General features: G+C 56.1%; 18 protein-coding genes and 1 pseudogene. All 19 read left to right on the top strand.

What is annotated here, in order from left to right:
• The first annotated feature begins 11 nt into the window (after positions 1-11).
• Positions 12-707: a hypothetical protein gene (locus tag BAA01_04345; GenBank protein ID OUM84166.1), complete on the top strand. Its 696-nt coding sequence runs from the start codon at positions 12-14 to the stop codon at positions 705-707.
• Positions 708-717: 10 nt separating this feature from the next.
• Complete coding sequence (locus tag BAA01_04340) at positions 718-2241, top strand: hypothetical protein (protein OUM84171.1); 1524 nt, start codon at positions 718-720, stop codon at positions 2239-2241.
• Positions 2242-2401: 160 nt separating this feature from the next.
• The gene (locus tag BAA01_04335; GenBank protein OUM84165.1) at positions 2402-2671 is read left to right on the top strand and encodes a hypothetical protein; all 270 of its coding nucleotides are present in this window, start codon (positions 2402-2404) and stop codon (positions 2669-2671) included.
• 255 nt (positions 2672-2926) lie between these two features.
• A pseudogene (locus tag BAA01_04330) lies at positions 2927-4195 on the top strand (UDP-N-acetylglucosamine 1-carboxyvinyltransferase).
• A gap of 238 nt (positions 4196-4433) precedes the next feature.
• On the top strand, positions 4434-5468 hold the full coding sequence (locus tag BAA01_04325) for a stage II sporulation protein D (protein ID OUM84164.1): 1035 nt from the start codon (positions 4434-4436) through the stop codon (positions 5466-5468).
• Positions 5469-5530: 62 nt separating this feature from the next.
• Positions 5531-6457, top strand: a complete 927-nt coding sequence (locus tag BAA01_04320) for a hypothetical protein (GenBank protein ID OUM84163.1) — start codon at positions 5531-5533, stop codon at positions 6455-6457.
• 163 nt (positions 6458-6620) lie between these two features.
• The gene (locus BAA01_04315) at positions 6621-6920 is read left to right on the top strand and encodes a sporulation transcriptional regulator SpoIIID (GenBank protein ID OUM84162.1); all 300 of its coding nucleotides are present in this window, start codon (positions 6621-6623) and stop codon (positions 6918-6920) included.
• Positions 6921-7184: 264 nt separating this feature from the next.
• Positions 7185-8015, top strand: coding sequence for a hypothetical protein (locus BAA01_04310; GenBank protein OUM84161.1), 831 nt, complete (start codon positions 7185-7187; stop codon positions 8013-8015).
• Positions 8016-8032: 17 nt separating this feature from the next.
• Positions 8033-8875 (top strand): hypothetical protein, encoded by an 843-nt coding sequence (locus BAA01_04305; GenBank protein ID OUM84160.1) that lies wholly within the window; start codon positions 8033-8035, stop codon positions 8873-8875.
• A gap of 293 nt (positions 8876-9168) precedes the next feature.
• A complete protein-coding gene (locus BAA01_04300; GenBank protein OUM84159.1) occupies positions 9169-9711 on the top strand; it encodes a CDP-diacylglycerol--glycerol-3-phosphate 3-phosphatidyltransferase in 543 nt (180 codons plus the stop codon).
• A 207-nt stretch (positions 9712-9918) separates the two neighbouring features.
• Positions 9919-10371 (top strand): 3-hydroxyacyl-[acyl-carrier-protein] dehydratase FabZ, encoded by a 453-nt coding sequence (locus BAA01_04295; GenBank protein OUM84158.1) that lies wholly within the window; start codon positions 9919-9921, stop codon positions 10369-10371.
• 133 nt (positions 10372-10504) lie between these two features.
• Positions 10505-11590 (top strand): undecaprenyl-phosphate alpha-N-acetylglucosaminyl 1-phosphate transferase, encoded by a 1086-nt coding sequence (locus BAA01_04290; GenBank protein OUM84170.1) that lies wholly within the window; start codon positions 10505-10507, stop codon positions 11588-11590.
• A gap of 32 nt (positions 11591-11622) precedes the next feature.
• Positions 11623-12777, top strand: a complete 1155-nt coding sequence (locus BAA01_04285; GenBank protein ID OUM84157.1) for a hypothetical protein — start codon at positions 11623-11625, stop codon at positions 12775-12777.
• A 94-nt stretch (positions 12778-12871) separates the two neighbouring features.
• Positions 12872-14176: a nucleotide sugar dehydrogenase gene (locus tag BAA01_04280; protein OUM84156.1), complete on the top strand. Its 1305-nt coding sequence runs from the start codon at positions 12872-12874 to the stop codon at positions 14174-14176.
• A gap of 57 nt (positions 14177-14233) precedes the next feature.
• Complete coding sequence (locus tag BAA01_04275; protein ID OUM84155.1) at positions 14234-15385, top strand: hypothetical protein; 1152 nt, start codon at positions 14234-14236, stop codon at positions 15383-15385.
• A gap of 181 nt (positions 15386-15566) precedes the next feature.
• Entirely contained in the window at positions 15567-17120 is a 1554-nt protein-coding gene (locus tag BAA01_04270; protein OUM84154.1) for a murein biosynthesis integral membrane protein MurJ, read from the top strand.
• Positions 17121-17234: 114 nt separating this feature from the next.
• Positions 17235-17942 (top strand): N-acetylmannosaminyltransferase, encoded by a 708-nt coding sequence (locus BAA01_04265; protein OUM84169.1) that lies wholly within the window; start codon positions 17235-17237, stop codon positions 17940-17942.
• A gap of 55 nt (positions 17943-17997) precedes the next feature.
• Positions 17998-18495 (top strand): hypothetical protein, encoded by a 498-nt coding sequence (locus BAA01_04260; GenBank protein OUM84153.1) that lies wholly within the window; start codon positions 17998-18000, stop codon positions 18493-18495.
• On the top strand, positions 18492-19742 hold the full coding sequence (locus BAA01_04255) for a hypothetical protein (protein ID OUM84152.1): 1251 nt from the start codon (positions 18492-18494) through the stop codon (positions 19740-19742). Before BAA01_04260 ends, BAA01_04255 begins: the two co-directional genes overlap by 4 nt.
• The last annotated feature ends 32 nt before the right edge of the window (positions 19743-19774 follow it).

The following is a 19774-nucleotide window of genomic DNA, read 5'->3' as shown; positions in this document are numbered from 1 at the left end:
GGTATGGTCTCGTGCGGTTCGGCGCGGGGCTGTTCCCCGAACAGATCCGGGATTTCGCCTTCGCGCTGGCGGTCTTTGGCGTGATCAACATCCTGTACGGCGCGCTGATCGCCTTCCGGCAAACCGACATCCGGCTCGTGCTGGCCTACTCCAGCGTCAGCCACATGGGGATTGTCCTCCTCGGGCTTGCGGCGATGAATGCCAGCGGATGGCAGGGTGTGATTTTCCAGTTGGTTTCGCATGGTCTTTTGTCACCGTTGTTGTTCTACATTCTCCTGATCATCTACCTGCGGACGGGAACGACCCGCCTGGACGAACTGGGCGGACTGATCCGGGTGATGCCGGTGCTGTCAGGCGTCTTCCTGGCTGCCGCAATGGGCTACCTGGGGTTGCCGCTGATGTCCGGGTTTGTCAGCGAATTTCTCACCTTTCACGGGCTTTTCAACCGGTTGCCGGGATTTGCCGCGGTCGGCGTCCTGGGGATGATTTTGACGGCAGCCTATCTGCTGCGCGCGATGCAGGGGATTACCTTTGGCCCGCTCATTCCTCGGCTGCAAGAGGGAGGCGTGAACGATGTGCGGGTGCTTGAGTTTATCCCGGCGATTGCCTTGCTGGCACTGGTTCTGCTCCTTGGGGTGATCCCCTCAGTCCTCGGAGATCCGCTTCAAAATACGCTGCAGTCGTTATTGCTGAGGTTGGGGGGATAGAGCGATGGGTATGGAGACACAAGTTGAGACAAAGCTTCATCCGGTGCTTTCATACGATTGGGGATTGATGGCGCCGGAGCTCGTGGTTCTGGTCACCGCGATCCTGGTGTTGGTGTGCGATTTGTTGCTCCCCCGGAAGAACCCTCGCCGTTTTTTGGGCGCTTTTGCCGTCCTGGGCGTCCTGCTGGCCATGGCGTTGATGATTGCCCATCTGGGCGGAGAGCCGAAGGAGATCCTGGGCGAACAGTTTCGCATGGACGCCTTCAGCCAGGCATTCAAGCTGATCATCCTGGCGGCTGTGGCCTTTTCGCTCGTCCAGATCATCTATGATGGCGGGCGCAAGGAGGCGGACACCCGCGCCGAGTACCTGTATCTGATGCTGACCGCCGCGCTCGGGGCGATGATCATGGTTTCCTCAGCCGATCTCATCCCAATGTATATCGGGCTGGAGACGATGAGCATCGCTTCGTATATCATGGCGGGGATTCGCAAGCGGGATGTCAAATCAAACGAGGCGGCCTTCAAATACATCGTGTATGGCGGCGCTGCGTCAGCCGCGCTGCTCTATGGGTTTTCTTTCATCTACGGTTTGACAGGCTCGACCAACCTGTATACCATCGGTGAGCGCCTGCCGGAAGCCTGGAATTCCGGATATTCCTTCATCCTGATGATCGGCTTTGGCCTGATGCTGGTCGGTTTCGGGTTCAAGGTGTCCACGGTGCCGTTCCACATGTGGGCCCCGGATGTCTATGAAGGTTCGCCCATTCCCACGGTCTCCTTTTTGTCGGTGGCTTCCAAGGCGGCTGGTCTGGCGATGATGATGCGGGTCTTCTTTCTCGCCTTTTACGGCGATCTGATGGAATCCAAATTGCCGGCGATCGGTTGGCTTCTTTCGATTGTGGCGGCTGCCAGCATGATCATCGGGACCACCACGGCCCTCCACCAGGTGGATGTCAAGCGGCTGATGGCCTATTCCAGCATCGGTCAGGCCGGGTATCTGCTGGTGCCGTTTGCGATGATGAGCACCTTGATGTTTGACCAGATGCTCTTTTTCCTCGTCGCCTATTTGTTGATGAATTTGGGGCTGTTCACGGTCCTGTTGGTTGTCGGCCAATCGGGGGATACAAACCTCCGGATCTTTGCCGGGCTGTACCGGCGTTCGCCCTGGCTGGCGCTTGCCGCAACGCTCTTTTTGCTGTCCCTTGCCGGCTTTCCCTTCACGGCCGGGTTTTTCGGGAAGTTCTACATTCTTCTGGGCACCCTCGCTATGGGGAACTGGTGGCTGCCGGTACTGATGGCTGTCACGACGGTGATCTCTTACGCCTTCTATTTCAAGATAGTCCGGCAGATGTACCTCCGCGTTCCCGCCGTGGCTGATCGCCTGAAAGTCCCGCCAGTCCTCGGATTGCTCATCCTCTTTGCCGCGGTAGGCACCCTGGTGCTGGGGGTTTACCCAGGGCTGGCTTTTGATCTGATGCACCAGTACTTTCCAGTCATCCAGCAGTTCTTCACGCCGGCCACCCCGGCCTTGTAAGCAGCGGCGTACACCTGGATCCGGGACAACGCGTCCCGGATTTTTTCTCGCACCGCCTGAAACTGGAAATAGCTTTCGACTTGATTTATTATGTGGGTTTTTGTCGATACCAACGTCTGAGAAAATCGTCTGTTAATGATGAGGAGAGAGCGTCACTGGCATGTACACCCTCGCTGGAGGGAGGAAAGGGGAGGGGGCTGTGAACCAAGTCGCCTGGGCCGGCTTGCTGAGCATGGTGGTTTCCCTTGTCGGCATACTGCTGGCGTGGTATGCTTTGCAAGCCATTCGTTGGGACCTGTTTGTCAAAAATGTGAAAGATCGTTCGTTCCAGCTTTTGCTGGTTTTGCTCTCCCTCACGTTGGGACATGCGTTTGCCCGTTTTGTCATGGATTATCTGAACTGGTCCACGCTGTTGCGATACTTATTTTGAGCTTTTTGAACCGCTTTGGCCTAAATCTATAACTCTGTATCTATCGAATACAACGCCGCCTTGTTGACCATATTAGAAATAACGGGTTTCGGCACTTGGCTTTGCAGCCATTCAATGATACACTGGTCATCAGTGTACAGAGAAATGCCACGCGAGTCTGCGAGTTGCAGAATCGGACAGCCTTGCATCAGGTATACATAGTGCGGGTGTGTTCACGGCGGTTCTCCTTGGAACAACTGACTTGGAGGGAATAAAGTGGAAAAAATCGTCGTACGTGGAGGTAGAGCTTTACATGGTACTGTGAAAATCCAAGGTGCCAAAAATGCGGTTTTGCCCATCCTGGCTGCCTCGCTCCTTGCGAAGAAGGGAATTAGCTTGATTCAGGATGCCCCTGAATTGGATGATGTCAACACCATGTGCGACGTGCTGAAATCTTTGGGTGCCAAGACCCGTTACGGGGCGAATGGGTTGTCCGTGGATGCCACCTGTATCCAAAGCGGAGAGGCCCCGTACGAACTGGTGCGCAAAATGAGAGCCTCTTTTTTGGTCATGGGGCCGCTGTTGGCGCGGATTGGCCAGGCCCGTGTCTCCCTTCCCGGAGGCTGCGCCATTGGGTCGCGTCCCATTGATCAGCATCTTAAGGGCTTTGAAGCATTAGGCGCTCGCGTGACGCTCGGCAACGGATATGTCGAGGCATACGCACCCAACGGGCTGACTGGCAATACCATCTATCTGGATGTGGCCAGTGTAGGGGCGACGGAAAATATCATGATGGCGGCCGTCCTGGCCAAGGGCACCACCGTCATCGAAAATGCCGCGCAAGAGCCGGAGATCGTGGATTTGGCCAATTTTCTCAATGCGATGGGTGGAAGGGTTCGGGGGGCAGGGACCGGAACCATCCGCATTGAGGGCGTGGAGGATCTGCACGGAACCAGCCACACCGTCATCCCGGACCGCATTGAAGCCGGTACCTTCATGGTGGCCGCCGCCATTACGGGCGGGGATGTTTTTGTGGAGGGCGCGATTGCCGAACATTTGAAACCCGTCATCGCCAAACTGACGGAGATGGGGGTGATCTGCCAGGAAGAGGAGCAGGGAATCCGCGTCAGGCGCAATGGGCCGCTTCGGAATGTCGATCTGAAGACGCTCCCCTATCCTGGTTTTCCGACGGACATGCAAGCGCAAATGATGGCCCTGATGCTGGTGGCGGAAGGACCTGGCGTCGTCACGGAAACCGTTTTTGAAAACCGCTTTATGCATGTTCAGGAGTTCAACCGGATGAACGGAAAAGTAAAAATCGAGGGCCGTACCGCCATTGTCGAAGGTCCTTGCCGGCTGAAAGGCGCGCACGTGACGGGAAGCGATCTCCGCGCCACGGCGGCGCTTGTCTTGGCCGGGCTGGCGGCGGAAGGCACGACCCATGTGTATGGATTGCAGCATCTGGATCGCGGTTACCTTCATTTTGCCGAAAAGCTGCAAGCTTTGGGCGCGGACGTGGAGCGCGTGCCGGAGAGCGAGCCCTCGCCACCCCGGAATTTGGTTCCGTTTCCCCAGGAAGAACGCGTCGGCGATGAGGAGCGGGAAACCCAATCCGTGGCAAACCTGAGCTGATTCTATTTACTCCTGACAACATCTTTACCCCTGACAAACGATGTCAGGGGTTTTTTTGTGGTTCTAAACCCTGGGACCGCAACATAGGATCATATGGACGAGCTGGTGAAAGGGATGGCATATGCGGAGGAGGCAAAAGGAGGAGAAACGATTGCAGCGACAGATTTTCCTTTTCATCGTCGGAATGAGTCTTGTCATCATCCTGATCCCCTCTTTGCTGGTCCTTGGGTTCAAACAGGGAGGCCAGGTGGAGGAGGCTGCCGCCCGGCAGGAGACGATCCGGCTGGACCCGGAGGCTGGAGAACCGCTGGTCACGGTGTACCTGAGTCAGGAAAAGCGGGTGATCCAGGTGCCGCTGGAACAGTACGTGCGTGGGGTGGTGGCCGCCGAGATGCCCATCGATTTTGAACTGGAAGCGCTCAAAGCGCAGGCCATCGCATCCCGAACCTACATCGTGCAGCGGCTGATTCTCGGCGATTTTTCAGATGTTCCGGCAGGCGCCATGGTGTCGGATACGGTCCAACACCAGGCCTACTTGGACGAAAATACCTTGCGTGCGCGCTGGGGGCTTGCCTACGAGAAAAACATGGCCAAACTGACAAAGGCAGTGGCCGAAACGCGCGGGAAAGTCATTACCTATAAAGGAAAGCCCATCTACGCCACCTTTTTTTCCACCAGCAACGGATATACGGAAAATGCGCATGAATATTGGCACGGCAACGCCTTGCCCTACCTCAAGAGCGTTCCTTCGCCGTGGGATGCGCGTTCCCCCAAATTCCAGGCCACCGTCAAGTTGCCGCTCGAGAAATTTCTCGCCAAGTTGTCGCTCAAGCCGGAGGTGACCGCTACGACGGATGGACGCCCCTGGATCGAAGTGGTTTCCAAAACCACCGGCCATCGGGTCAAAGAGGTGCGAATCGGGGACAAGCTGTTCAGCGGCCGGGAGATTCGCGAAGCGCTGGGGCTGAATTCATCCGATTTTACCGTCCGGGTGAACGGAGATGAGCTGGAATTTACGACAAACGGCTACGGCCATGGTGTCGGGATGAGCCAGTATGGCGCTGACGGCATGGCCAAGGAAGGAAAAAAGGCGGAGGAGATCATCCGCTATTACTACCAGGGGGTCGAATTGCAAGACTACCGCCAGTGGATTAAACAGACCGCAAAAAACGATTCGCAAAACTGAACATCCCTCAGGTTTAGAATTGACGAAAATGGTCCACAATGGATCCTGAGGTGATGCAAAAAATGAATCATAAGGAACATGAGCAACATTCCCACGAGTTGGAACATGCCGCGCAGTCCATGGATGCTGTTGACATGTTGCCGGATCAGCCTCCTGCAGAACAAGAGAAAACCGTGAAAGAGGCAGGAGCTGAAACGGTGATGGCGCAGACGGCAAGGAAAGGGACGGGCCGGGCAAAGGGAGCCAAGTGGAAAACCTGGTTCCGAAACAAATGGGTACCGCCTGTCGTTTACCTGGCTGTGGCAGCCATCATCTTTACTGTTATGTGGCAGCTTCAGGATCGAAATGACTATCCCTTGAATAAGGAGGATCTCGGCATTTCGGTCCGGGAGGGACAAAACCTGACCCAGAATGAGGAGCAAAGCGTTCCTGTCACAGGCCAGAAGGAAGTGATGATCGAGCCGGTCAAAAAAGATGCAGAGATGGTCGTCGTTCGCCACTTTTTCGATGACAAGGCCGGGGAAAAAAATGCCCAGGCGATGGTCAAGTACGGTGACAGCTATACGGCCCATAACGGCATTGACTATGCGCTGAAAAGCGGCGAGCCGTTTGAGGTGATTGCTGCCCTGAGCGGCAAGGTCACCCGCGTGGCGCAGGATCCGCTGGTCGGATATTTGATCGAGATGACCCACGATGATCAGCTGGTGACGGTGTACCAGAGCCTGTCCGAAGTGTACGTGGAAGAAGGAGATGTCCTGCAGCAGGGTACCGTGCTGGGGATTGCCGGACGGAACGAATACGAGCAGGATACCGGCAACCACCTGCACTTTGAGGTCCGCAAGGACGGAAAACCCGTTTCACCCCTTGCGTACCTGAATCCTCCTTCGCCGGCCGGGTCTGAGAAAAAGGCCACTGGTTCAGAGGAAAAAACCACTGATACGGAGAAAAAGACAACCGATTCAGAGGAAAAAGCAGAGGAACAGGATTGACACAGGCAAAACCGGCACACATCCCCCGCCTGAAAAAGCGCGGGGGATGTCTTTTTTGCAAAATACGCGAAATCAAGGCTTGTCAGGCTTGGAAATATCGAATATATGCAGTCCCCCCTCATATAATGTACCAGACATTGTGAAAAGCAGGGAGGCGAGGGGTGTGCATGACTACATTAAGGAACGGGCCGTGAACATCGCGCGATACATCACCGAGACACGGAATACGGTTCGCATGACAGCCAAAGCATTTGGCGTTTCCAAGAGTACGGTACACAAAGATCTTACGGAACGGCTCCCGGAAATCAACCCGCAACTTTATGAAGAAGTTAAAAAAATTCTGGAACATCATAAATCGGTCCGGCATCTGCGTGGCGGAGAGGCCACAAAAATCAAGTATAAAAAGAAAAATCAGGAGGAACAACCAGCCCTTGCAGCCACCCGCAAAGCAGCCAAGCGATAGGGTTTTGACGAATCGCCGCGAAATGGATCGAAAAAAGTGGGGATCTGGCAGGAATTTTCAAGCCGGTGGCGAATAACCAATAAGGCGGTATTGGCGAAACGCGAATTCCAACACAGTGATCATCCGGTGGTACGAACGGGTACCGCCTCTTCTCACGCATGAACGGGGACAAGTTTCTGAGCTGAAAAGTTTGGCATGCATACACATGAATACATAGGTTGTTCGCAACAGAGGAGATGAAGCAAAGGCCGAGGGAGGGAAAGCATGTTACGTGGACTGGACCTGGCCACTGCCGGGATGATGATCAGCCAGCGGTGGCATGATACGGTCAGCAACAACCTGGCCAATCTGAACACCATTGGTTTCAAGGCGGAAGAGGCCGTGATGAGGACGTTTCCCGAATACCTCGTCTGGCGGCTGGGCGGGACGAGGGGGAGAGCGCCCCAGCTGGGTTCCCTTCCTCACGGCGTCCTGGTGGATGAACGGCTGCCCCTGTTCCAGCAAGGAACCCCTGTTGAAACGGGCCAGCCCTTGCATGTGGCCATCCTGGACGATCCCCGTCCGGATCCGGAGACAGGACAGATGCCGGTCACCTTTTTCACGATCCAATTGCCGGATGGTACCTATGCGTTGACGCGTGCCGGGCAATGGACGAAGGACCAGCTGGGTCAGTGGGTGACGCCGCAAGGGTATCGTGTGATGGGCTTCCGTCAGCCGCCGGCCGGACAAGCTCCCGTCCTGGAGCCGATTGCTGTTGACGGTCCTTTCCGCATCACCCCTGAAGGACGCATCCTGTATGACAATGATCCGATGCCGGATCAGCCGCTGTATCTGGCCACGGTGACGGTGGATGACCCCTATTCCCTGATCAGGGAAGGAGACGGGGTGTATCGCATGCAGGACGGGGAGCTTCCGCCGCCTGCGCCTGCGGCGGGGGTGATCAGGCAAGGGTTCCTGGAACGTTCCAATGTCGATCCGGCCCGCAGCATGGTCAATCTGATGCTGGCGGGACGGGCTTATGAAGCCAATCAGCGCGTCATCCAATCGTACGACAAGACGCTGGACAAAACCGTAAATGAAATCGGGCGCGTGTAGCAAGCGGAGGTGAACCGATGAACCCTTCTGTTCTGATGTCCGCGATGGCCATGCGCAGCAGCCAGCAGGCCATTGACATCACTTCCCACAACCTGGCCAATCTTCAGACGACCGGTTATAAAAGCCGGGAAGCGGCGTTCGGTGACCTGTTCCTGGCCTATCTTCAGCAGCCCCGGCAGCTGGGAGCCCAGGGCCGTTTGACAGTGGAAGGGCTTCGCCAGGGGAACGGCGTGCGGCTGGCTGGAACGCTGGCGGATTGGCGGGCGGGACAGCCGCTGCACACGGAACGGGAGCTGGACTGGATGATCCAGGGAGATGCCTTTTTTGCGTTGGAAGGGGCAGACGGCGAGACCTGGTATACGCGTGACGGCAATTTTCACCTTTCGCCGGCGGGGGATGGCAACTGGCATCTGGTGACCGCTTCCGGACACCGGCTGCTGGGAACGGATGGCCAGCCGCTGGTGTTGCCGCGCTTCCGCAAGCTGATCGTCGATCCGCAGGGACGCATGACGATAGAACGGGAAAACGGACAGGTTGAAACCCTGAATCAGGCGATTTCCCTCGTTCGTTTTCGTTCATCCGATATCCTGGAGTCCATCGGGGAAAACCGCTATCGCATTCCTGACGCCGTGCTGGCAGGCAACCAGCCGGGTGATCCGCCTGTCTGGGAAGCGATTCCCATAGGAATGCGCGGAGAAGGAACCGTTTCGATTCGTCAGGGTTATCTGGAGGCTTCCAACGTCGATTTGGCCTGGGAGATCAGCCAGCTGATGCTTGCCCAGCGCGCTTACCAGTTGAATGCGCAGGTGTTAAGTTCGGCTGATCGCCTGTTGGGTCTGGCCAACTCGCTTCGCGGATAGGTGATGATGACAGAATGAGGAAAAAAAGGCGTTGGCTTTTGATCCTGCTGCTTTCGTTTCCGGCCGTCCTCCTTTTCAGCTTTTTTCTCGGGATGACGGTGGGATATACCCTGTTGGGGAAAGAATCGTTGGGTGACGTGTTTCGCTGGGCCACCTGGAAGCACGTTTGGGACCTGGTGTTTGCTCCATGATCCGATGGTTTGCCATGTTTTTCCTCTGCTTCCATAACGATGCAATGCCCAGCAGGCGAGGTTCGGGTATATTAGTAGATAAGTCCTCCTGACAGAGAGCGGATGAAGAGGAGGAGGAAGAACTTGAAACATCTGCCGAACCTGTTGACTACGTTCCGTTTGTTGCTGGTGCCTGTGTATTTTTTCGTTTTTTTTTCCGGCATTCCGCATCACATGATGTGGGGTTTTGGCATTTTTCTCTTGGCAGGGCTGACCGACATTCTGGATGGTTATCTGGCCCGTAAATTCAAACTGGTGACGGAGCTGGGAATCATCCTGGATCCGCTGGCTGACAAGCTGATGATGTTGTCTGTCATCCTGTCCCTCGTCATATCGGGCGTCATTCAGTGGTGGCTGGCCGTACTTGTCTTTTTGCGGGATCTGGGTATGATTGTTGGGGGTGCCCTCCTGGCCGTCGGGGGACATCAGCCCATTCCCGCTGATCATTGGGGAAAAGCGACCACTTTCTTCTTTTATGTGGCGATTTTTTTGATTGTCTTTGACGTGCCCTATAGTGTCCATTTTCTGGGATTTGTCATCTGTTTTTCCTTTTTTACGAGCTGGAACTATTTACAAAAGGGCCGACAGCAGCGAATCGCCTCTTAAATAAGTAAATGGCCTCTGAAATAAATGAGCATCGCGCCGTTGGCGATGCTCCTGTATCTGAACCCAAGCACCAGCTTGGGACAGTACATATTGTTGACAGGCCCGGTGAATTTATACTTTTCCTTGGCGCTGCCTGGTACCTGGCGGAGCACGATTCTCGTTACCTTTGCGCCGCCTGATCCGTCTCATCTTCATAGGGGGATAAAGATGAAAGATATCCAACAACTGCTGGACATTCTACCGCACCGCTATCCGTTTTTGATGATTGACCGGGTGATCGAGATCGAGCCTGGCAAGCGTGCCGTGGGGTTGAAAAATGTCACATACAATGAACCCTTTTTTCAGGGGCATTTTCCCGGCTATCCGGTGATGCCCGGCGTATTGATCGTAGAGGCCATGGCTCAGGTGACGGGTGTCGCCTTGCTGGCCCAGGAGGAATACAGAGGACGCCTTGGCTTTTTTGCCGGGATCGATGGCGTGCGCTTTCGCGAACAGGTCCGCCCGGGAGATTGCCTTCGCATCGAAGCGGAGATCCTTCGTGCACGCGGACAGATGGCTAGGGCCCGCTGTGTTGCCACGGTGGAAGGAAAGGTGGCGGCAGAAGGGGAGGTTCTCCTTGCCATTGGACCCAAACGGGAAGATGGCGACGAAAACCTATAAAGGCGTGACAACTCTATAAACTATAAACAAACAAAGATATTTCGCGGACAAAGGACCAAGGATTGGACGAAAAGCGTTGCAGGTAGTATAGTGAAAGAGAGCAAGGTTTGGGGTGAGCCGCTTGGTCTTTTATATGGATGAATTCATCGGATTTTTCATCGCATTGCTCGTGACCGCGTTCACGACACCCCTGGTGAAGCGCTTGGCCTTTTTCATTGGCGCGGTGGACCGGCCGGATTCGCGCAAGGTGCATCGCAAGGTGATGCCGCGGCTGGGAGGCCTGGCCATGTACTTTGGGTTTACCGTGGCGCTCTTGTTGCTCTGGCCAGGACATCCATCCGTGTATGTGCTGCTGATCGGCGGGGGAATCATCCTGCTTGTAGGAATATTGGACGACAAATTTCAGATATCGCCTGTCGCCAAGCTGATCGGCCAATTTTTGGCTGCCTTGGTGCCGATCATCTACGGCTTTCAGGTCAATTTGTTAAACCTTCCTTTTGATCGCGACAGCGTCTTTCTGGGATGGCTCAGCATCCCGGTCACCCTGATCTGGGTGATTGGCGTGACCAATGCGGTGAACCTGATCGACGGGCTGGACGGCTTGGCTGCAGGGGTCGCGGCCATCGCCACCACGTCGATGCTGGTGATGGCGGTGATCATGGGCAACTGGCCGGTGGTATTTCTGTGCAGCCTGTTGCTTGGGAGCGTGATCGGGTTTCTCTTTTACAACTTTCACCCGGCGCAGATTTTCATGGGTGATTCCGGTTCGCTGTTTCTTGGTTACAGCCTGGCTGTCTTGTCCTTGCTCGGATTCAAGCAGGTGACTTTCGTCAGCCTGGTGATTCCGATTCTGATCCTGGCGGTGCCCATTTCCGACACATTTTTCGCGATCATCCGCCGTCTTCTCCATAAGAAGCCGGTCATGCAGCCGGATCGGAACCATCTCCACCACCGGCTACTGGAAATGGGCCTGACTCACCGGCAAACGGTGCTTAGCATTTATGGGATTGCAGCCATCTTCGGGATGCTGGCGGTCTTTCTCTCGCAGGCCACCGCGCTGGAAGCCATCGTTTTGGTGATCATCATCCTGATCGCGGCGGAGATTGGCGTGGAAAAAATTGGTCTCGTCAGCAAGCGGTATCAGCCGGTCATCAACCTGTTGAAACGGGTGCAGTACCGCCTGAGAGTCAGCTTCAGTTCCGAGTCCAAGAAGCCGTAAGCACTCGGAGAGGAGAGAAAGGGGTCCTTCGCGTGGAACCGCGTTCTGAAAAACACTCCCGAGGGCGCATGCGTTCCAAAGGGAGAAAGCCGAAAAAAAGATACCGTACCCTGCGGCGCGTGGTGCTGCTGCTGTCGGTGTTGATGGTGGCATTTATCGGCTTTGCCGGGTTTAAGGTTTGGAATACCCTTCACAAGACCTATCAGCCTGTGGAGGCTTCCAGCGATCAGGATTTGCCCATTGAGCCGGTCAAGAAAAAGAAGGATGAACCGTTTACGGTTCTGTTGATGGGGACCGATTCCCGCGGGAAAGGCGATCGGGGACGGCCGGACACGATCATCCTGGCGGCCGCAAATCCCAAGACACAGAAGGTCACCCTGTTGTCGATTCCGCGTGATACCTATGTGGAGATTGCCGGCAGGGGAAAGCAGGACAAGATCAACCACGCCTATAACTATGGCACGGGTACGATGTTGAAGACGGTGGAACGATTCCTTGACATTCCCGTTGATTATTATGTGATTATCAATTTCAAGGGATTTGAAGAGTTGATTGATGAACTGGGCGGCATCGAAATCGACGTGGAAAAACGGATGGTGTATCATTCATCGGATGCCCGTATCAACCTGCGGCCAGGGCTGCAGGTCCTCAATGGGGAGGAGGCGCTCGGATATGCCCGCTTTCGCCATGACGCGGAAGGGGATCTCGGCCGGAACCGGCGTCAGCAACAAGTGATCCGGGCCCTGGTCGATCAGGCGGTATCCTTGCGGAATCTGGACAATCTGTTTGCCATGCTGGATATCCTGGGAGACAATGTGCAGCACAATATCCCTCCCAAAGAGATTCCTCATCTGATGGCGCAATTCCGGAATCTGAAAGGATCGGATATCGATTCGTTGACCATGCAAGGGACCAGCACGCGAATGGGGCCCCAAAATCTTTGGTACATTCTCGTCGATAAGGAAGAGCGCCAGCGCATTCATGACGAACTGGTCGCCCGCATGGACGCCGAACCGGATGTGCAGGCGGGGAACGATGCGGCTCCTCCTCTCACGCCGGCGGCAAATCAGCAGCTGGCTTCGTCGGCCGAGGTGAGAGAGCGTGCAGGAGGAGATGACGCCCAGCATGAGAAGGAGCGCCCCGACTGGCTAGACAAGTTAAACGAACTCTGGAGCATGATCTTTTAGTTTTAGCGTACATGTTTATGCAGCACATGATGATGCAGCGTGGCACCACAGGGTGCCATGTTTGTTGTAAAATATAGGAAAAAGGGGAAGAGTGATGCGAGAACGTGTCGCCGTGATCGGCCTGGGATATATCGGGCTGCCATTGTCACTGAGTTTTGCGATGAAAGGGACGCCTGTCATCGGCGTGGACACCAATGCCGCGCTGGTGGAGGAGATTAACCGGGGCATTACCCATCATCTGGAAAGTTACGCGGGAAAAGGCATTCGCCAAATCCTTCAGGAAGAGCTGCAGAGCGGTCGCTTCCGGGCGACGACGGATTACAGTGAAGCCATTCCGGGGTCGCTGGCCATCGTTGTCACCGTCGGCATTCCGATTCAATCCGGGGATCCGGATACTTCTTACTTGCGGTCCGCGATGTCCAGCATCGGCCAATACCTGGAACCTGGTCAGGTGGTGATCATCCGCAGCACGGTCATCCCGGGCATGACGGGCGGCATGCTCCGTCAGATCCTGGAGGAGACCAGCGGTCTTGTGGCCGGAGAGGATTTTGATCTGGCGTATTGTTCGGAGCGGATTGCCGAAGGCAAAGCATTCGAGGAATTTGAAAGCATGCCGGCCGTTCTGGCAGGTGTCAATGGCCGTTCGGCAGCCGCGGCCGAGGCGATCATCGCCAAGGTGACCACACGGGCTCCCATTTACCGCGCCAGCGACATGATGGTGGTGGAAGCCAGCAAAGTATTTGAAAATGTTTCGCGCGATGTGAACATCGCGATGGTGCAGGAGTTTGCCCGTTTTACCGAGGCGCTGGGTATCGACATTCACGAAGTGATCCGGGTGGCCAACACGCACAAACGTGTCAATCTGTTGACACCCGGTCCCGGTGTGGGCGGATACTGCTTGCCCAATGCCTTGTACTATCTGTTGCCGAAGGCGGAGGAGATGAATGTGCCGCTCCATTTGTTGCGGCTGGCTCGTCAGATCAATGACTCGATTCCCGGGCTGCTTGTCGAGCAGGTCAATCTCTGGGCACAAAAGAGGCAGCGCCGGCCGCAGGATGTGCGCGTGACGGTGCTCGGCATCGCGATGAAAGATTATTCCAGCGATGACCGGATCAGTCCGCCGCTCGAGACGATTCGCCTGCTGCAGCAGGAAGGCTACCAGGTCAAGGCATACGATCCGGCGGTGCCGACCCAGTATCCTTACAAGGTGGCGGACTTTACCGAAGCTGTGCGGGGGGCGGATGTCATCATGATCCTGGCACGGCAGGCGGAGATCCCCTTTGACAGGATCGCGGAGTGGCGTTCGCTGGCTGCGGAACAGCTGTTTGTGGTGGACACGCGGAACGTCTACCAGGCAGAAGAACTGCAGAGGTTGAAGGTTGATTTCTGGAAAATCTGAGCCAGAAGACGCAGTGGCTGTTTCCCTGTAAGGCTGATCAGGTAAGGAGGCGGCCCGATGCCCCAACGTCAAACGCCAAAAGTGCTGATGCTCATCAGCGGCGGCGAGACAGGCGGCTCCCGAAAACACGTGCTTACCCTGCTCAAGGAACTGTCCTCTCAGATTCCGATCCATCTGGTTTGTCTGATCCAGGGTCCCGTGTATGAGCAGGCGATGGCAGCGGGGTTGCCTGTCTCCCTGGTTGAACAGGCCAGTCGCCGCGACATGCGTGTGGTCAGGGAGCTTTCCCGCCGGATTGCGGAAGAAGGGTATACGATTTTCCACAGTCACGGCGGGAGGGCCAATTTTGTCGCTGCCGCCCTGAAAAAGGAGCGGCAAAAAACGGGCGGGAACGGCATGCCGCTCCGATTTGTGACCACGATTCACAGCGACATCCATCAGGATTACATCCACCAGCCCTGGTGGAAAAGGCTTCTCTTTACCCGCTTGAACCTCTGGGCATTGAAACGTTTCGACCATTACATCGCGGTGTCGCGCACCTTTGCCCAACAATTGACAGCGCAGGGATTTCCGGCGGAGCGCATCAGCGTGGTGTATAATGGGATCGATCTGAACGACCCTGCGCCGGCTTATTCACGTCAGCAGCTGTCCGAGATGGCCGGGTTAACCTTGCGGCCGGAGGACCGCCTGCTGATCATGGTGGGCCGCCTCCATCCCGTCAAGGATATTCCCCTGTTCCTGAAAAGTTTGTCCCTCCTGTTGAAGGAAAACAGGCCGGTCAAGGCGCTGGTGGTCGGAGACGGGCCGGAACGGGAGAGTCTCCAGCAGCTTGTCTATTCGCTGGACCTGACTTCTCATGTCCGCTTGATGGGTTTCAGGGAGGATGTGGAAGCGCTGCTGGCCTCGGCCGACCTGTCCGTGTTGACTTCCAGGAGCGAAAGTTTTCCCTACGTGATCCTGGAATCGATCAAGGCGGGGACACCGGTGGTGGCCACGCGTGTCGGAGGAATTCCGGATCTGTTGCCGGAGGAGTGCCTGGTGGAGCCAGGGGATGTCGCCGGCTTAACCGCCACCTTGCGGGCGCTGTTTGCGCATCCGGAACGATTGCGGCAGCTTTCTGAACAGCTTCAGCGGCGCGTCAGGGAGGAGTTTTCGTTGCAGACGTTCACCGCCAGGCACATGGCCATCTACCGGGAAATTCTTCAGTAGGGGATTTCAGCGGATCATTTTCTGCAGGATCATTCAGGATCGATTCAAGAGGATCGATTTGAAAGGATTGATTTCGCAAGGATCGATTCGAGAGCCGCTGAGAGCCGCTGACCTTCTCTGCCTGATTTTCTCTGCCTGTTGCGGGCGGATGTCAGTGTGGGTGAAAAGGGGCCTGAATGGGATGGAGTCGCGCAAACATTTTCTGAAACTGTTCGGGTGGGTGGCGCTGGTCAACATCCTGGCCCGCCTGCTTGGTTTTGTACGCGAGATGATCCTGGCCTATTATTTTGGGGCCAGTGCAGCCACAGACGCCTTTCTGCTGGCCTACACGATTCCCAATTTTCTCTATCTGGTGGTGGGTGGCGCATTGACCACCGCCATCATTCCTTACCTGGTGGGAGATGTCGAGCCGCAGGAACGATGGGATAAGGCCAACGCCCTGGTCAACCAGTTGTTGTTCGGTTTTACCCTGCTTCTTGTTTGTGGTGAGCTTTGGCCGTTAACCTTTATTTCCTGGCTGTCCCCGGAGGCGCCGGCCGCAACGTTGGCCGAGGGCGCACGCCTGTATCAGATCATGCTGCCGGCCGCTTTCTTTTTGATGGCCGGATCGATTTTCACAGGCATGCTGAATGCCCATCGCCGCTTTCAGTTGGCCGCTGTGGCCTATCTGTCCCTGAACCTGGCGGTGATCCTTTTCCTTTTGGCAGGCGCCAGGCCGGTCGGGATCGCGGCGGCCGCCTGGGGCGTGCTGGCTGGGGCCGTCAGTTTCGCTTTTTTGCAAGCCGTGCAGCTTTATCGCATCGGCTACAGGTACCGCCTGCGCATGTCCCACCCCGGGACAAGCCGCATCTTTCTGGTATCGGTTCCCATTGCTCTGGGTGGGGCGGTGATGCCGTTGTACGCCCTGGTCAGCCGTTTTTTTGCTGGAGGTTTGCCGGAAGGATCGATTGCTGCCTTCAACTACGGGATGTTGCTCATGCAGTTGCCGTTGACGGTGCTGGTCGGTACGTTTGCCAATCTCCTTTTTCCCGGAATTGCCGAGGATGCCCGCGGCGGTCAGTACTCCCGCATGGCGGATACGTTTATCCGCGGCACGCGGATGGCCATACTGTCATTGGTGCCGCTGGCCGCTTATTTGTCTGCTTTTGCTTCCGAGATCGTGCAAATGCTGCTCGGCTACGGCGCCTTTACTGCTGGAGATGCCGTTCGCACGGCAAGCGCGCTAGCCGTGCTGGCATGGGGATTGCCGTTTCATGCGCTGAACCTGTTCTGGTTGCGATTTTTTTATTCGCTGGAAGACAACTGGCGGCCCGTCCTGGCCTCGCTGGCGGTGGTCCTTCTCTTGAATGGCCTGCTGAGTTGGTTCCTGCGCCCTGCTTTCGGGTTGAACGGCCTGGCGGCCGCTGTCAGCGTGACCGGTTTGTTGAATTCCGTTTGGCTCTGGGGTCTGATTCAGTCCAAGCTGCCGTTGCGGGAACATGCCCGAACCATCCTCATCCTGCTCCTCCAGGTGGCGCTGCCTACTGGCGCAGCCACGGCGATCTCACTGGGGATCAAGAGCTGGCTGGCCGCCCAGACAGGCTTCTGGTTCCATCTCCCGGCTCCGGGCGCCGCTTGCCTGCACCTCTTTGCGGGAGGGGTGTCAGGGCTTGCCGTTCTTCTTATCGGGTACCGGCTCTTGCGGGTGAAGGAGCTGGCCATCATTCGGCGGTATCTTCCCGGGACGCACCGGTGAGGGATATTTCCGGAAGATGTTCAATCGATTCTGACTCGTGTGGGGGGTTGTCCGTTGGATACGCAATCTGAAGCCCATCGGCAATGCGATCAGCCGGACCCGTTTGACGTACCGATGGAAACCATTCTCGGCGTGCGTGTCGGGGCCTTTACATACGAAACCTTACTGGAAAAAGTGGACCGCTATATTCAGGAAGGCAGGAAGGGGATGATCCTGGCCATCAATCCGGAAAAAATCATCAAGGCCCAGTCCGACCCTGCCCTGCTGGAGCTGTTGAACCGGGCGGAGTTTCCGATTGCGGATGGGGTCGGGATTCTCCTGGCCTCGCGCTTGCAGGGGGGCGCCATCCGTTCCCGGGTGACCGGCATTGATACGATGTTGTCTCTCTGCCGGCACGCGGCCGCCAAAGGATATCGCGTTTTCCTGCTTGGCGCCAAGCCGGGGGTCGCGGATGCGGCCGCCCGCATTCTTCAGGCACGCTTTCCGGGGCTGCAAATCGCGGGTACGCAGGATGGCTATTTTCAAGATGAACAGGCGGTGCTCGAGAAGATCAACCGGTCCGGCGCCGAGATTCTCTTTGTGGGCATGGGCAGCCCAAAGCAGGAGTACTGGATCCTGCAGCATCGCCAGCATCTCATACCTGCCATCTTCCAGGGAGTGGGAGGAAGTTACGACGTGATTTGCGGGAACATCCCGCGCGCTCCGCAATGGATGCAGCAGGCGGGATTGGAATGGTTCTACCGATTGTTAAAAGAACCCTCCCGCTGGCGCAGGCAGCTGGCCTTGCCAAAATTTCTTTGGCTGTTGTGGAGCAGAAAATGAAAGGGTTTCATGCTTTTGTAAATTTGAGAGGAAACGTCACAGAGGAGGAAAGGCATTGGCTGCGAGAAAACGAGTCCTGGGTCCTTTGACATGGATCGATCTCATCATCATTGGCCTGATCGTGGTAGGGGCTGTGGTCGGCGTTTTGGTCTATATCAACATGGCTGGAAAAGTGGGCCCGATGGAAGAAGTGGAAGCCACCTGGACCATATTGGTTCCCGACATCCGTGCCGAACTTGCCGAGAAGGTGAAGGTAGGGGAAGAGGTGCGACTCGATGTGGCGGCAGATGCGGCGGGAAAAGTCACCGATTTTGCCGTCCGCCCTGCCAAGGTGGAGGTGCCGACAGCAGACGGCAAATTGGTGACGCAGGATTCCCAGATCAAGTACGACTTGCTCATCACCGTGAAGGGACCGGGGGAGTATAACGGGATAAACCTTTACGTGGGAGGCCGTCCTTTAAAGCTGAACGACACCATTGATATCTACTCCAACGCCTGGCATTACAGAGGTGTCTGCGCGGATATCAGGATCACCAGGGGAGAGGGACAGTGAACCGCCAAGCAAGACAACTGGACTGGTTTTCACCGGTCATTCTGTTTCCGCTGGTCTATATCGGATATGTGCTGTTAGGCATGTTGCCCATGAGCAATCTCTGGTATCCGCCGGCGTCTGTGCTGCTGGTGTTTGGCATGGGTCTGGTGTTTTATTTGGCTGGTGCGTTGTTGGCAAGCCGGATTCTGCGGGACGCGCCCAACCTGCTGTTTTATGAAAAAATTGTTCGCGTGAATGCCTCCGACCAGCCGTTGAAAGAGCGAGAGGAGAAGGCAGCGCAACGATTGCGCTGGTTGTCTTATCTGATCATCGGTTTGGGATTTCTTGCCTCCCTGCTGGTCATCCGGAGCGGCATTCCCATCCTTAATCCTGACAACCGGGGCAACATCAATGCAGCGGTGAAAATGTTGACGGAAGGCCTGTGGTTCGGTCTTGGGCTGTATTTCTTTGTGGGAGCCAGCCGCAGACTGGAAAGGGGCTGGCGGGCCCTTTTTCTCATGACGGGCATGATTGTTCTTTTTCTGGTGCTGTTGGCCTACCGGACGCCGCTGATTTATCTGGCGTTTATCCTGTTGCTTTGGTGGCATTATCAGCACCGCCCCGTCACCGCGGTTCAGCTGGGTTTTTTTGGCCTGCTGGTGGTTCTCAGCGGGACGCTTTTCAGTTATTTGCGCCAAATTCTCATTTATGGCGTGAACGGGTGGAATGACTATGTCATGCGGATCGGGATTGACCCCGCATGGTCCTGGCTGGTTCCGTTTCACTTGGTGACGCGGGAAGGGGTTTCGGTTTTCCAGATGCTGGCATACCTCATTCCGCCATCCGGCGGGATGTTTGGGCAGTTTCACCTGTCCGCCTTTCTCTCGGCCATGCCTGGAGAACAGTTTTCTCCCAGGCGGATCGTCACCAACCTTCTCGGCAACCGCCCCCAGGTTACGACCACTCCTTCTTTGATCGGCCCGTTTTATGTGGATTTCGGGCTGATTGGAGTGGCAGTGGGCATGCTGCTTTTGGGGCTGGTCCTGGGCAGTTTGTACATCCTGATGAAAAAGGCCAGAGGCATTGAACAGCAGGTGATTGGTTTTCTGTACGCGTTCCTGCTGGGGATGTCCCTCATCGGCATCCATACCGGGATCCTGGACATTTCGACTTTTCTCATGCTCGTGTTTGGCTATCTCGTGTGGCGTTTTGTCGCCGTCTGGCTCTCCCTTGCCAACCGTTCAAGGAAGGAAGAATTTGGTCCGTGACAACATTTCCCTGCGGGAGTAGACTGGATGAT

This window comes from Bacillus thermozeamaize (assembly GCA_002159075.1).
Lineage (GTDB): Bacteria > Bacillota > Bacilli > ZCTH02-B2 > ZCTH02-B2 > Bacillus_BB > Bacillus_BB thermozeamaize.
The sequence above is the reverse complement of the archived record's forward strand: the minus strand, read 5'-3'. Positions and strand labels throughout refer to the sequence as shown.

Coding starts and splice junctions, on each gene's coding strand:
- BAA01_04340 (OUM84171.1), top strand. CDS start 718: ATGGAGACACAAGTTGAGACAAAGCTTCATCCGGTGCTTTCATACGAT.
- BAA01_04335 (OUM84165.1), top strand. CDS start 2,402: ATGTACACCCTCGCTGGAGGGAGGAAAGGGGAGGGGGCTGTGAACCAA.
- BAA01_04320 (OUM84163.1), top strand. CDS start 5,531: ATGAATCATAAGGAACATGAGCAACATTCCCACGAGTTGGAACATGCC.
- BAA01_04310 (OUM84161.1), top strand. CDS start 7,185: ATGTTACGTGGACTGGACCTGGCCACTGCCGGGATGATGATCAGCCAG.
- BAA01_04305 (OUM84160.1), top strand. CDS start 8,033: ATGAACCCTTCTGTTCTGATGTCCGCGATGGCCATGCGCAGCAGCCAG.
- BAA01_04300 (OUM84159.1), top strand. CDS start 9,169: ATGAAGAGGAGGAGGAAGAACTTGAAACATCTGCCGAACCTGTTGACT.
- BAA01_04295 (OUM84158.1), top strand. CDS start 9,919: ATGAAAGATATCCAACAACTGCTGGACATTCTACCGCACCGCTATCCG.
- BAA01_04290 (OUM84170.1), top strand. CDS start 10,505: ATGGATGAATTCATCGGATTTTTCATCGCATTGCTCGTGACCGCGTTC.
- BAA01_04280 (OUM84156.1), top strand. CDS start 12,872: ATGCGAGAACGTGTCGCCGTGATCGGCCTGGGATATATCGGGCTGCCA.
- BAA01_04275 (OUM84155.1), top strand. CDS start 14,234: ATGCCCCAACGTCAAACGCCAAAAGTGCTGATGCTCATCAGCGGCGGC.
- BAA01_04270 (OUM84154.1), top strand. CDS start 15,567: ATGGAGTCGCGCAAACATTTTCTGAAACTGTTCGGGTGGGTGGCGCTG.
- BAA01_04265 (OUM84169.1), top strand. CDS start 17,235: ATGGAAACCATTCTCGGCGTGCGTGTCGGGGCCTTTACATACGAAACC.